The following is a 12,755-nucleotide window of genomic DNA, read 5'->3' as shown; positions in this document are numbered from 1 at the left end:
CGAATTTCCCGACGGAAATCCGTGTCTTACATCATGCCGCCCATGCCGCCCATGTCGGGCATGCCGCCTGCCGGGGCCGCGCCTTCTTTGGCGGGCTTGTCGGCGACCATGGCTTCGGTGGTGATCAGCAGACCTGCAACCGAGGCCGCGTCTTCCAGCGCGGTGCGCACAACTTTGGCCGGGTCGATCACACCGAAGGTGAACAGGTCACCATATTCTTCGGTCTGAGCGTTGAAGCCAAACGCGCTGTCGTTGCTTTCGCGGATTTTGCCCGCAACAACCGACCCGTCGACACCGGAGTTCTCGGCGATCTGACGCAGAGGCGCTTCCAGGGCGCGGCGCACGATGGCGATCCCGGCATTCTGGTCGGAATTTGCCCCTTCCAGACCTTCCAGCGCCTTGGCGCCTTGGACCAGAGCAACACCGCCGCCCACAACAACACCTTCCTGCACAGCAGCACGGGTTGCGTTCAGGGCGTCATCGACGCGGTCCTTACGCTCTTTCACTTCCACTTCGGTCATGCCGCCGACGCGGATAACGGCAACACCGCCCGCCAGCTTGGCGACACGTTCCTGCAGCTTCTCGCGGTCGTAATCCGAGGTGCTTTCCTCGATCTGTTGGCGGATCTGGGCGACACGCGCCGCGATCTCGGCCTTTTCGCCGTTGCCGTCGATGACCGTGGTCTCGTCTTTGGTGATGGTGATGCGCTTGGCGGTACCCAGCATGTCCATCGTGACCGATTCCAGCTTCATGCCCAGATCTTCCGCGATCACCTGGCCACCGGTCAGGATCGCGATGTCCTGCAGCATGGCCTTACGGCGATCCCCGAAGCCGGGGGCCTTGACCGCAGCGATTTTCAGACCACCGCGCAGCTTGTTGACGACCAGCGTGGCCAGCGCCTCACCTTCGACGTCTTCAGCAATGATCAAAAGCGGTTTGCCCGACTGGATCACCTGCTCCAGCAGCGGAACCATCGGCTGCAGCGAGCTCAGCTTTTTCTCGTGCAGCAGGACCATGCAGTCCTCCAGCTCGGTGATCATCTTGTCGGGGTTGGTCACGAAGTAAGGCGACAGGTAACCGCGGTCGAACTGCATGCCTTCGACGACCTCTGTCTCGGTCTCCAGGCCCTTGTTCTCTTCCACGGTGATCACGCCGTCATTGCCGACCTTCTGCATCGCGTCAGCGATCTGGCGGCCGATTTCGGCTTCGCCATTGGCCGAGATGGTGCCGACCTGAGCAACTTCATCGCTGTCTGCAACTTCGCGGGCGGCGCCTTTGATGTTCTCGATCACTTTGGCAACGGCCATGTCGACGCCGCGCTTCAGGTCCATCGGGTTCATGCCGGCGGCAACCGACTTCAAGCCTTCCTTAACGATGGCCTGGGCCAGGACAGTGGCGGTGGTGGTGCCATCACCGGCTTCGTCATTGGTGCGGCTGGCGACTTCTTTCACCATCTGCGCGCCCATGTTTTCGAACTTGTCTTCCAGTTCGATCTCTTTGGCGACGGATACACCGTCTTTGGTGATGCGCGGGGCACCGAAGCTTTTGTCGATCACCACGTTGCGGCCTTTGGGGCCCAGGGTGACTTTGACGGCGTCGGCCAGGGTGTTGACGCCTTTGAGCATGCGGTTGCGGGCGTCGGTGTCGAAACGGACGTCTTTGGCAGCCATGGTGGCTCCTCCTATAAAATTAGCTGTATATTCCTTGAAGGCCGGACTTAGGCGATGATGCCCAAGATGTCGGATTCCTTCATGATCAGAAGCTCTTCACCGTCCAGCGTGACTTCGGTGCCGGACCACTTGCCGAACAGGATGCGGTCGCCCTGTTTGACAGCCATCTCGATCAGCTCGCCTGAATCTTTGCGGGCGCCTTCACCACAGGCGATCACTTCGCCTTCTGCGGGCTTTTCCTTGGCGCTTTCGGGGATAATCAGACCACCAGCGGTCTTTTCGTCCGACTCAACACGGCGGACCAAAACGCGGTCATGCAGTGGTTTGAATGCCATCTTCGGCCTCTCCTCTATCCGGTTAGGAATGTCTCTCAGTAGCCGTTGTCACTCACTCCCGTCGAGTGACAACGGCGTTTAGTTAGGCGTCGCCGCATGTGCTGTCAAGACGAGTCCAAGACGGCATCGCGCTAACCGAGTGTTCACTTCTGATGGGTAATGCTGCGGCGCACGCAGACATCATCGACATTGGGTAAATGGACCATGAGTAAACTGAAGAAGCTGCCCCTGGCGGTTCGGCTTATCATCGTGTCGGCGCTGATGCTGATCGTGATGGCGGGGACCCTCACATTCGTTGGCCACCACGAAATGCGGCAGACATTGAAGGAATTTGCCCAGGAAGAAAACGTCTTCGGTGCGCGCGCCCTGATGGAAACGTTGGAAGAGATTTATCCTGAAATTGAGATTTCCACCACAGCGGCGGGGGCGATCACGCAGATCATCTGGCCCGTCGTTCCCGATAGCGTTCCTGCCGATGCCGCCGACACCGCTTCGGAAATCACCGGGCTCGACCCGACGATTTTCGCTTTTGATCGGGGCACCCAATCCTTTGTGCGCGTTGCCACCACGATCCTGAACGAAGATGGCGGCCGCGCGATCGGCACACCGCTGGCCCGAAACGAAGCGTATCACGCGTTGATCGACGGGGCGGTTTTCAATGGCCTGGTCGACATCCAGGGCGTTCCCTACAACGTATATTACCGCCCGATCTTGAACGAGAGCGGCACCGTGACCGGCGCAATCGCGCTGGCGCAACCCCATGCCGACCTGCAAGCCTCTCTGCAGACTAAGCTCGACACCAAGATGCTTTGGGTCGTTGTCGCCTTATCGGTCATGTTGCCCATCGCCTATCTGGTCATGCGAAGCATGCTGTCCCCCCTGGGAAAGATGACCAAGCTGATAACGGGAATGTCAGAAGGGCGGTTTGACGATGCGATACCTTATGACACGCGTGGCGATGAGTTGGGCGAAATCGCAAACAGCCTGAAAATCCTGCAAAACTCGCTCAGAGCCGCCGACGAGCTGAAACAGGCCAATGCAGCGCGTCAGGCCGAGACCGAGCGGCAGCAAGCCGAACAGCGCATTGTGGTGACAACATTGACGGAAGGGCTGTCGAAACTCAGCCAGCTTGATCTGACGGTGCGGATCCAAAACACCGATGCCGAGCCATTCCCGGCGGAATATGAAACCCTGCGCACCTCATTTAACGAACTCGTCGATCAACTGACCGAGACGGTCTCCTCCATTCAGGTGATTGCCGAAGAGGTTACCGGCGATGCACGTGAAATGGCCGGCTCCTCCAGCGATTTGTCCAGCCGCACCGAAAGCCAGGCGGCCACATTGCAGGAATCCGCGGCCGCGCTCGAAGAACTGAGCCAAAGCGTCCAATCCACCGCCGAAAACGCCGCCGACGCCGAGACAACGACCAACGAAAACCGCGAAGTGACGAAGGCTACGGGCGAAGTCGTCACCAACGCCATCGCCGCGATGGAGGCCATCGAAGCCTCCTCGCAGCAGATTAACCAGATCATCTCGGTCATCGACGACATCGCGTTCCAAACCAACCTTCTGGCCCTGAATGCCGGTGTTGAGGCCGCCCGTGCAGGTGAGGCGGGGCGCGGCTTTGCCGTTGTCGCCTCGGAAGTGCGCGCTCTGGCTCAGCATTCGTCGGCCTCCGCGCAAGAGATCAAATCTCTGATCGCCGCGTCCAGCCAACAGGTCGAAACCGGCAGCGGCCTGGTGCGGGATGCCGGTAAGGCGCTGAACGATATCATCGACCGCGTCGACCGCGTGGCGGGCCTGGTCTCTGATATTGCCGTCTCCGCAAAAGAGCAGTCGGTGGGTGTCAGCGAAATCAACGCGGGCGTCCGCGATCTGGATGCTGCCACCCAAAGCAACGCCGCGATGGCCGAAGAGGCCTCCGCCGCCAGTGAGGGCCTGACCAATGCTGCCGAAAAGATGACGGCGCGCTTGGCTCGGTTCCGCCTGGAAGGCCAGGCAGCGCGGGCCAACTGGGCCGCCGCCGCGGTTGTTTCAATGGCGGACACGCCGACCGATACCGGCATTGCGCCCATCGACCTGAAACAGGCAGCCAGCGCCGATCCCTTCCGCGGCTTCTGACCCATCGCCTGGCCGGATATCGCGTCGCCCGCGGATCAGCGAGCCCGGTCGGCGCGATATCCCCCGCGCCAACACGCCGCCCGTGACAAGCCGTGCCGCCACCGATAGAAGTCCCGCGAATTCACATCCGATACGCAGGATCCTTCCATGACCACTTTGGTATTCGGCCACACCTCCCCCGACACAGATTCCACCGGCTCGCCCCTAATCTGGGCGTGGTACCTCACCCAAATCAAGGAGACGCCTGCCGAAGCCGTGCTGCTGGGCACCCCGAATACCGAAGCGGCCTTTGTCCTGCGCCATTGGGGGCTGGAACAACCGCGCATCATCGACAATGTCGATGCGGATCAACCTGTCGTCATCGTCGACACCAACAACCCCGCCGAATTGCCGACCCAAATCAATGATGCCGATATCCGCGCCATCATCGACCACCACAAACTTGTCGGCGGCCTCGAAACCAAAGGCCCCATCGACATCCGGATCGAACCGCTCGCTTGCACCGCCACCATCATGTACAAAATGATCGGCAAGCACATGGCCCAGGCACCCAAATCCATCAAAGGCGCGATGCTGAGCTGTATACTGTCCGATACGCTCGAATTCCGGTCGCCCACCACAACGCAAGAAGACCGCGCCATTGCCGAGGCGCTGGCCCAAGATCTCGGCATCGACATCCCGTCCTACGCTGCAGACATGTTCGCCGCCAAATCCGACGTCTCGTCTTTCTCGGATGCCGAGCTTCTGCGCATGGACAGCAAGACCTATGAAGTGGGCGGCAAGACCTTCCGTGTCTCGGTGCTGGAAACCACCTCGCCCGACACGGTCCTGTTGCGCAAGGCGAGCCTGGTCGAAACGATGCCGAAAGTGGCCGAAGAAGACGGCGCCGATCAGGTCCTTCTCTTCGTGATCGACATCCTGAATGAAGAAGCCACGCTGTTGGTGCCCAATGACCTGACCAAATCCGTGGCGGAGAAAAGTTTTTCAACCGCCGTAGGAGATGCAGACGCGGTTGTACTGCCGGGTGTGGTCAGCCGCAAAAAGCAGATCATTCCAAACCTCGCCCTCTGACATCGGGGCGGGAAATCCCGCCTAGCCGCAGGGCAAAAACAGGCGCAACATCCAACCGAGCCAATTCTCGGAGATCACCATGCGCCTGTTGCCCTGCCTCGCTCTAGCAATCCTCGCCGCCGGATCTGCCGCGGCGGACACCTACAGCCCGCGGCCAGGCGATATCGTTACGCCCTCGCCCAGCGGCCTGACCCTGTCCAATCCCGACGGCACCACGCAGGCGCAAGTCGACTTCGGCACCGGCTTTCACACAACGATGCAAGCCATCGTCACGATCTTCGACCACAACACCACGATCAGCTTCCCCGAGGAATGCGGCGCGGGCCCAATGGTGTCGGCAGACATCCCCGGCCAAATCACCCTGATGTTTCAGGAGGATCGTCTGGTTGGCTGGATGCTGAACCGGGGCGCTGCGCTGATTACCGATACCGGGCTGTCTATCGGCATGTCCACCGACACCCTCGTTGCAACCGGACCAGTCGAGTTCTTCGAAAGTGGCCTCGGGACCGAGTTTTCGCGTGATGGTACCTACGGCGTCTTGAACGAAACCGGGGACCGGATCGAGGCGATCTGGTCCGGCACAAATTGCATCTTCCGCTAGTCCCGCTGCGCGCGATCCACTAAGCCTCTGGCAAATCGCCTGAATTGGAGCGCCCCAGTGACCCGCATTATCGACACCCTCGCCGATGTCTCAGATCAGTATGACGCCGTATTCTGCGATCTTTGGGGATGTGTCCATAACGGGTTGGAGCCATTCGCCGACGCCATCGAGGCATTGCGCGCCTTCAAGGCAAAGGGCGGCGCCGTTCTTTTGCTCACCAATGCGCCCCGCCCGCGTGTTCCCGTCGCCGAACAGCTTGACCGCATCGGCGTCCCGCGCGACTGCTGGGACGTGATCGCCACATCGGGCGACAGCGCCCGCGCCGCGATGCTGACCGGCGCCGTCGGCCAAAAAGTGTGGCATATCGGCGAAGCCCATGATCACCCCTTTTTCGAGCCCATGGAATTGATCGAAAACGCGGTCGAGATCACCTGCGTGCCCCTTGATGAGGCCGAAGGGATCGTCTGTACCGGGCCCTTCGACCCGAAGGCCGACACCTCCGTGATGCGCCCGGAATTCCTGTTGGCAAAGACCAAGGGGCTCAAATTGCTCTGCGCCAATCCCGACATCGTCGTGGATCGGGGCGAAAGTCGCGAATGGTGTGCGGGCGCTTTGGCGCAACTCTACACCGAGATGGGCGGCGAAAGCCTGTACTTCGGCAAACCGCATCCACCGATCTACGACCTGGCCCGGCGGCGGCTGACCCAGATCGGGCGGCCCACGCCCGATGACCGAATCCTCGCCATTGGGGATGGCATCGTGACCGACATTCCCGGTGGAATCGGCGAAAACATCGACACGTTGTTTATCACCGGCGGGCTCGCGCGCGCTGAAACCGGCACAGATACGCAACCTGACCCATCCAAATTGGCGCGGTTTTTGACCGATGCACAGCTTGAGCCGACCTATTCCATCGGATTTCTGCGATAGTCCGCGCAACAAAGTTGCCCTTTTCGGCAAAAAATTCACCGATTGTTACTTTCTGCATTGCAGAAAGACCCCTATCTGTCCTATGACACGCGGGAAGGAGGGCGCATCCATGCTCGACAACATCGCAACCGGCACCATCGTGATCGAAGACCTTGAGGTCGGCATGACCCGGTCTTTGCAAAAGCTGATCACCGATCAGGATATCGAGATGTTTGCCGAGGTTTCGACCGATCGGAACCCGGTTCATATGGATGATGACTACGCCCAAGATACGATTTTCCAGGGTCGCATCGCCCATGGCATGTTGACCGCCGGCCTGATCTCGGCGGTGATCGGGGAACAATTGCCCGGCCATGGCACAGTCTATCTCGGCCAGACCCTGAAATTCATGGCCCCTGTCCGCCCCGGTGACATGGTCGAAGCGGTGGTTGAGGTTCTGTCCATCGATTATGCGCGCCGTCGCGTGCAGTTGAAGACCGAGGCGCGCGTGGGCGAAACCACCGTATTGCGTGGCGAGGCGACCGTCTTGGCGCCATCGGGCAAGTTCGACTAACGCAGCCATCCGCTTGCCCTCGCCCCGCAAGGCAGCATAACTGCCCGCATGCGAGTCTTGCGCGATCCCCAATTTACACTGCCCCAGGATCGGGGCGCCTCTGTCGCAATCGGCAATTTCGATGGTGTGCATCTGGGCCACCAACATGTACTCAACCTGGCCAAACGGCCCGGCGCACCGTTGGGCGTCGTCACCTTTGAGCCGCATCCGCGCGAGGTGTTTGCGCCGGACGCCCCACCCTTCCGCCTAATGAACGCAACCGCTCGGGCCAGCCGCCTAGACAAGCTCGGCGTCGATCTTCTGGCCGAGCTTCCGTTCGAAGACCGCCTGTCGAACCTGTCGGCAGAGGCGTTTGTAACCGATATCCTGGTCGGCGGCCTCGGGATCAGCCATGTCGTGGTTGGTGCGGATTTTTGTTTTGGCAAAGGCCGGGCGGGCAATGCGGTCCTGCTGGAAAAGATGGGCGAGGTCCACGGCTTCGACGTCACAATCGTGCCGTTGCTGGAACGCGACAACGGCGCGGTGTCCTCGACCGCGATCCGCCGCGCGTTAACCGATGGCCGGCCCCGCGACGCCGCGCAGATGCTGGGCCATTGGCACCGGATCGAAGGACCCGTACTTCATGGCGAAAAGCGCGGGCGAGAATTGGGATATCCAACGGCGAATATGGCGCTCGACAACCTGCATGTGCCAAAGCCCGGCGTTTATGCCGTGACGGTCGACATCCGCGACGGCGCCCATGCGGGCAGCTATGGCGGCGTGGCCAATCTGGGCTATCGCCCGATGTTCGAACTGCAAAAACCCAATCTTGAGACCCATCTGTTTGAGTTTTCCGGCGATCTTTACGGCACGGACCTGTCTGTTGGCCTGGTGGAGTATCTGCGCGGGGAGGGTAAATTCGACACGCTCGATGCGCTGATCACCCAAATGGATGCGGATTCGGCTGCGGCCCGCGCGGCGCTCAAATCATGAGACCGCAATTCTGGGTCCGCGTCCCGATGGGCAAGATGACCGCCGAGGAATGGGAGGCGCTGTGCGACGGATGCGGCAAATGCTGCCTCAACAAGCTTGAGGATGAAGACACCCAAGAGGTCGCCCTGACACGTGTGGCCTGCCGATTGCTGGACGATGAAACCTGCCGCTGCGGACAATATGACATCCGCAAAACGCTAGTGCCGGAATGCATTCAACTGACGCCGCAAACCATGGGCGATGTGGCCTATTTCATGCCGGAAACCTGCGCCTATCGGCTGCTGCATGAAGGCAAGCCGCTCTACCATTGGCACCCGCTGATCTCAGGCGATCCCGACAGCGTCCACAAGGCGGGCGTCAGCGTGCGTGGCATCACGGTACCGGAATTCGAAATCCCCGAAGAAGAATGGGAAGACTATATCATCGAAGAGCCCGGCAGTTAGCGGCCGGACGACACGCCGATCACCTGCAAATCCGCATAGACGCGCCAATCTGCGATCAGATCGTCCTCAAAGCGGTAGATATCCGTACAGGGCAGCCGAAGCGGCGCGCCATCCGATCGCCGTTCGAACAGCGACACGACTTCGATGATCGCCGTGTCTTCGGTTTCGACGACCATCCGAACCTCATGGCCGACCCAGCGCACCTGGGTCAGCTGATGCTCCATGTAATCGCGCAGCGCCGCAATGCCGGTCACCGTCGGACGGCCACCGACCGTATAGCGGATCTGCGGATGCAGAAAGGGCCGCGCGGCGTCCCAATCGCCCGAGCCCACCGCCTGCTCCATCTGCGTGACCCGGTCGGCAAGTGACATATCCTCAGCCCCGCGCCTCACCGATCAGACGAAGGATGTCGCGCGCCGCCGAGGGGATATGGGTGCCCGGCCCGAAAATCGCCTTCACACCGGCCCCCATCAGGAAATCGTAATCCTGTTGCGGGATCACACCGCCGCAGATCACGATGATATCGCCCGCGCCCATCGCTTCCAGCGCGGCGATCAGCTTCGGCGCCAAAGTCTTGTGGCCCGCCGCTTGCGACGAGATGCCGATCACATGCACGTCGTTGTCGATGGCGTCCTGCGCCGCCTCTTCCGGGGTTTGGAATAATGGGCCCACATCGACGTCAAATCCGATATCGGCAAAGGCCGTGGCGATGACTTTGGCGCCACGGTCATGGCCGTCCTGGCCCATCTTCACCACCAACATGCGCGGCCGCCGCCCTTCGCTTTCGGCAAACGCTTCGACCTCACCCTGGATCGCGGCGAAATCCGCGTCACCCTCATAGGCCGAGCCGTAGACGCCCGCCAAGGTCTTCACCTCGGCCCGGTGGCGGCCGAACACTTTTTCCATCGCCATGCTGATCTCTCCGACTGTTGCGCGGGCACGGGCGGCCTCAACCGCGGCGGCCAGAATGTTGCCGCCATCGCGCGCGACGCTCTCCAATTGAGTCAGTGCCGCATCGCAGGCCTGGCCATCGCGGCTCGCCTTGATTTGCTCCAGCCGCGCCACCTGGGCCTCTCGTACCGAGACGTTGTCGATATCGCGGATATCGATCAGGTCCTCGCTGTCCTTGCGGTATTTGTTGACCCCGACGATCACCTCTTCGCCGCGGTCGATCATCGCCTGACGCCGCGCGGCACTTTCCTCGATGCGCAATTTGGGCAGGCCTGAGGCGACGGCCTTGGTCATGCCGCCCATCTCCTCGACCTCGTCCATCAGGGCCCAGGCCTTTTCGATCAGCTCATCGGTCAGGCTTTCGATGTAGTAAGAGCCCGCCAGCGGATCGACGACCTTGGTCACGCCGGTTTCTTCCTGCAAGATCAATTGCGTATTCCGCGCGATCCGGGCGCTGAATTCCGTGGGCAGGGCAATTGCCTCGTCAAAGGAATTCGTGTGCAAGGATTGGGTGCCGCCCAAAACCGCGCTCATCGCCTCGAAGGCCGTGCGTACGACGTTGTTATAGGGGTCCTGCTCCTGCAAGCTGACGCCCGAAGTCTGGCAATGGGTCCGCAGCATCTTGGAGCGCTCGGATTTCGCCCCGAACTCGGTCATCACCCGGTGCCACAGCGTCCGCGCCGCGCGCAGCTTGGCGACTTCCATGAAGAAATTCATCCCGATGGCGAAGAAAAAGCTCAGACGCCCGGCGAACTTGTCCACATCCATCCCGGCCTCAATCGCGGCGCGCACATATTCCCGGCCATCGGCGATCGTGTAGGCCAGTTCCTGGACCAGGTTCGCCCCGGCCTCTTGCATATGGTAGCCCGAGATCGAGATGGAGTTGAATTTCGGCATATTTTCAGACGTATAGCTGATGATGTCCGAAATGATCCGCATGGAGGGTTCGGGCGGATAGATATAGGTGTTGCGAACCATGAACTCCTTCAGGATGTCGTTCTGAATGGTCCCCGACAGCAACGCCTTGTCATGGCCCTGCTCTTCGCCCGCCACGATGAAATTCGCCAGGATCGGGATCACGGCGCCGTTCATCGTCATCGAGACGCTGATCTTGTCCAGCGGGATGCCGTCGAACAGGATCTTCATATCCTCGACGCTGTCGATGGCCACGCCCGCCTTGCCCACATCGCCAACGACACGGTCATGGTCACTGTCATAGCCGCGATGCGTAGCCAGATCGAACGCAACGCTGACGCCCTGTTGCCCGGCATCCAGCGCCTTGCGGTAGAACGCATTCGATTCCTCGGCCGTCGAGAACCCGGCATATTGCCGGATCGTCCAGGGGCGGCCCGCATACATCGTGGCCTTCACCCCGCGCGTGAACGGCGCCTCGCCCGGTGTCGTGCCAATATGAGAGAGCGCCGATACATCCTCGGCGGTATAGAGCGGTTTGACGTCGATCCCCTCCAGCGTGTGCCAGATCAAATCGTCCGGATCGCGGCCTTTCAGCTCTGCCTGGGCCCGATCACGCCAATTGTTCGTAGTCTCCGCCATTGGTTGATCCTTCTCCATGTCCGTCGCACATCGTTGTCGTGTGCAGATTGCGGTCCGATGCCGTCTGGGCGGCGTCTTGTGTCTCGATACAATCGGCAAACCCGCCGGCACCTTGCGCCAGCCAGGCCAGATCGTCTTCATATTGGGCACGCAGCGTGTCGACCTCATAGGGTTCGAACGGCATGAACAGCCCATCCGCGCCCGTCATCAGCGGCAGCGTTTCGCCACAATCCGCCATCACATCGCGCAGATGCGTGGCCGAGGGACGCCCATTGCGCGGGCCCGAGGGGGTGGCCGATGTCGTGATGCCGGTCAGGCCGCGCAGCACCGCACCGGGATCACGTGCGCAAGCCTCATGGGTCCAAACCACGACATTCGCATCGGGCACGGCGCGGGCCACATCTTCGATGATATGCCGCCACCGGCGCGGCTGGGTGATCATGTAATCGCGCAGCCGCGTGACCGGCAGCGGACCGCCGCGCCGCATATGGGCGGCCATGGCCGAGGCCCACCAATCGTCATAGCGGCGCATCGAGATCGCAATGGTCACATTATGGCGCGCCAATCCTTTGCAATGGGCCGCGATCCGCGCCCCCGCATCGGGGTAAAGCCGCGCATCCTCCAGGATATGACCCAACGCCCCCAGGATATTCGGATCGCTGATCACCAGGCGGTCCGCCCCCTCCTGGCGCAGCATCTCGACCCGCAGGGCCAGGCGCTTGGCCGCGCGGTCGCGCTGGCGCCGCATCACCGGAACGGCACCATCCATCACACCGCGAAACAGCCCGCCGCGCACGACATTGGGCCCCCAATAGGCGGTTCGGCTGGCCCGCAACACGGCGCGATGCGCCGCCAAATGGTGCTGAAACAAGGCCGTCGCCGTGCGATGCGCCCCCACATGCAAAATGACATCCATAACCAAGCGCTTCCCGTTACCGGTCGTCAAACCCGCACCTGTATATGCCTGCGCCGATGAATATCCGGTCAACATGCGATCAACCGTTTGGAAAGCCTTCGCAAACCGGTCAAGCGCGCCTATATCTTTCCCAACCGGAGGACATATGCGACGCTTTTTTCTGACCCTAGTCGTGGCCCTGCTGGCTGCGCAGACTGCAACGGCGCAAGGCGCCGATGAGGCGACTATCTCTTTCGCGGGAGATTCCGAGGCTTCCGCGGACACACCTGACGATCCGTTGGCCCCCCGCTCGGCCGAAGGGCTGACGCTGGATGACTTCCTGTGGACCGCCCGGCCCATCGTCATCTTTGCCGATACGCCCGCCGATCCGCGCTTCATCGAACAGATCGAATTGCTCGAACGCCGCCCAGACCCCTTGCTGGACCGCGATGTGGTGATCATCACCGATACCGATCCATCCGCCCGGTCCGACATCCGCACCGCCTTGCGGCCCAGGGGGTTTTCGGTGGTCGTGATCTCAAAGGACGGCACCGTGGGATTGCGCCGTCCGGCCCCGCGCGATGTGCGGGAAATCGTGCGCGCCATCGATAACTTCCAGCTCCGGCAGGAAGAGATCCGGCGCGGCCAATAGGCCGCGC

At 61.2% G+C, this 12,755-nt stretch carries 13 protein-coding genes; 8 read left to right on the top strand and 5 right to left on the bottom strand.

Annotation, left to right across the window (positions count from 1 at the left end; translation table 11 throughout):
- Positions 1-26: 26 nt before the first annotated feature.
- Positions 27-1,670 (bottom strand): chaperonin GroEL, encoded by a 1,644-nt coding sequence (groL, locus tag V8J82_RS12350; protein WP_339975649.1) that lies wholly within the window; start codon positions 1,668-1,670, stop codon positions 27-29.
- A gap of 47 nt (positions 1,671-1,717) precedes the next feature.
- Positions 1,718-2,005, bottom strand: coding sequence for a co-chaperone GroES (locus tag V8J82_RS12345; RefSeq protein WP_339975648.1), 288 nt, complete (start codon positions 2,003-2,005; stop codon positions 1,718-1,720).
- 204 nt (positions 2,006-2,209) lie between these two features.
- On the opposite strand from V8J82_RS12345, the gene V8J82_RS12340 reads away from it, so the two are divergent.
- The 7 genes from V8J82_RS12340 to V8J82_RS12310 all read left to right on the top strand — a co-directional run bounded on the left by V8J82_RS12340 (position 2,210) and on the right by V8J82_RS12310 (position 8,696).
- A complete protein-coding gene (locus tag V8J82_RS12340) occupies positions 2,210-4,126 on the top strand; it encodes a methyl-accepting chemotaxis protein (RefSeq protein WP_339975647.1) in 1,917 nt (638 codons plus the stop codon).
- Positions 4,127-4,273: 147 nt separating this feature from the next.
- Positions 4,274-5,197 (top strand): manganese-dependent inorganic pyrophosphatase, encoded by a 924-nt coding sequence (locus tag V8J82_RS12335; RefSeq protein ID WP_339975646.1) that lies wholly within the window; start codon positions 4,274-4,276, stop codon positions 5,195-5,197.
- A gap of 79 nt (positions 5,198-5,276) precedes the next feature.
- On the top strand, positions 5,277-5,798 hold the full coding sequence (locus V8J82_RS12330) for a hypothetical protein (protein ID WP_339975645.1): 522 nt from the start codon (positions 5,277-5,279) through the stop codon (positions 5,796-5,798).
- Positions 5,799-5,855: 57 nt separating this feature from the next.
- Positions 5,856-6,728, top strand: coding sequence for a TIGR01459 family HAD-type hydrolase (locus tag V8J82_RS12325; protein WP_339975644.1), 873 nt, complete (start codon positions 5,856-5,858; stop codon positions 6,726-6,728).
- Positions 6,729-6,837: 109 nt separating this feature from the next.
- Entirely contained in the window at positions 6,838-7,281 is a 444-nt protein-coding gene (locus tag V8J82_RS12320; RefSeq protein ID WP_339975643.1) for a MaoC family dehydratase, read from the top strand.
- A 48-nt stretch (positions 7,282-7,329) separates the two neighbouring features.
- Positions 7,330-8,253: a bifunctional riboflavin kinase/FAD synthetase gene (locus V8J82_RS12315; RefSeq protein WP_339975642.1), complete on the top strand. Its 924-nt coding sequence runs from the start codon at positions 7,330-7,332 to the stop codon at positions 8,251-8,253.
- Positions 8,250-8,696, top strand: coding sequence for a YcgN family cysteine cluster protein (locus V8J82_RS12310; protein WP_339975641.1), 447 nt, complete (start codon positions 8,250-8,252; stop codon positions 8,694-8,696). Before V8J82_RS12315 ends, V8J82_RS12310 begins: the two co-directional genes overlap by 4 nt.
- On the opposite strand, the gene V8J82_RS12305 is transcribed toward V8J82_RS12310, so the two are convergent.
- Genes V8J82_RS12305 through V8J82_RS12295 form a run of 3 tightly spaced genes read right to left on the bottom strand, consistent with a single transcriptional unit; the run spans position 8,693 to position 12,117 of the window.
- Entirely contained in the window at positions 8,693-9,067 is a 375-nt protein-coding gene (locus tag V8J82_RS12305; protein WP_339975640.1) for a nuclear transport factor 2 family protein, read from the bottom strand. The genes V8J82_RS12310 and V8J82_RS12305 overlap by 4 nt on opposite strands.
- A gap of 4 nt (positions 9,068-9,071) precedes the next feature.
- Complete coding sequence (gene scpA / locus V8J82_RS12300; RefSeq protein WP_339975639.1) at positions 9,072-11,201, bottom strand: methylmalonyl-CoA mutase; 2,130 nt, start codon at positions 11,199-11,201, stop codon at positions 9,072-9,074.
- A complete protein-coding gene (locus V8J82_RS12295; RefSeq protein ID WP_339975638.1) occupies positions 11,173-12,117 on the bottom strand; it encodes a hypothetical protein in 945 nt (314 codons plus the stop codon). The genes scpA and V8J82_RS12295 overlap by 29 nt, the downstream gene beginning before the upstream one ends.
- A gap of 145 nt (positions 12,118-12,262) precedes the next feature.
- Between V8J82_RS12295 and V8J82_RS12290 the strand changes: the two genes are divergently transcribed.
- Positions 12,263-12,748 carry a DUF4174 domain-containing protein gene (locus tag V8J82_RS12290; protein ID WP_339975637.1) on the top strand — a complete coding sequence of 162 codons (486 nt, stop codon included), beginning with the start codon at positions 12,263-12,265 and terminating at the stop codon, positions 12,746-12,748.
- The last annotated feature ends 7 nt before the right edge of the window (positions 12,749-12,755 follow it).

This window comes from Gymnodinialimonas mytili (assembly GCF_037544085.1).
In the GTDB taxonomy this organism is placed as follows: domain Bacteria; phylum Pseudomonadota; class Alphaproteobacteria; order Rhodobacterales; family Rhodobacteraceae; genus Gymnodinialimonas; species Gymnodinialimonas mytili.
This window is presented reverse-complemented; position numbering and strand designations above follow the sequence as displayed.

Excerpts from the sequence above, each read along its gene's own strand:
- V8J82_RS12345 (WP_339975648.1), bottom strand. The coding sequence starts at position 2,005 with ATGGCATTCAAACCACTGCATGACCGCGTTTTGGTCCGCCGTGTTGAG.
- scpA (WP_339975639.1), bottom strand. The coding sequence starts at position 11,201 with ATGGCGGAGACTACGAACAATTGGCGTGATCGGGCCCAGGCAGAGCTG.
- groL (WP_339975649.1), bottom strand. The coding sequence starts at position 1,670 with ATGGCTGCCAAAGACGTCCGTTTCGACACCGACGCCCGCAACCGCATG.
- V8J82_RS12295 (WP_339975638.1), bottom strand. The coding sequence starts at position 12,117 with ATGGATGTCATTTTGCATGTGGGGGCGCATCGCACGGCGACGGCCTTG.
- V8J82_RS12305 (WP_339975640.1), bottom strand. The coding sequence starts at position 9,067 with ATGTCACTTGCCGACCGGGTCACGCAGATGGAGCAGGCGGTGGGCTCG.
- V8J82_RS12335 (WP_339975646.1), top strand. The coding sequence starts at position 4,274 with ATGACCACTTTGGTATTCGGCCACACCTCCCCCGACACAGATTCCACC.
- V8J82_RS12330 (WP_339975645.1), top strand. The coding sequence starts at position 5,277 with ATGCGCCTGTTGCCCTGCCTCGCTCTAGCAATCCTCGCCGCCGGATCT.
- V8J82_RS12320 (WP_339975643.1), top strand. The coding sequence starts at position 6,838 with ATGCTCGACAACATCGCAACCGGCACCATCGTGATCGAAGACCTTGAG.
- V8J82_RS12290 (WP_339975637.1), top strand. The coding sequence starts at position 12,263 with ATGCGACGCTTTTTTCTGACCCTAGTCGTGGCCCTGCTGGCTGCGCAG.
- V8J82_RS12340 (WP_339975647.1), top strand. The coding sequence starts at position 2,210 with ATGAGTAAACTGAAGAAGCTGCCCCTGGCGGTTCGGCTTATCATCGTG.
- V8J82_RS12315 (WP_339975642.1), top strand. The coding sequence starts at position 7,330 with ATGCGAGTCTTGCGCGATCCCCAATTTACACTGCCCCAGGATCGGGGC.
- V8J82_RS12310 (WP_339975641.1), top strand. The coding sequence starts at position 8,250 with ATGAGACCGCAATTCTGGGTCCGCGTCCCGATGGGCAAGATGACCGCC.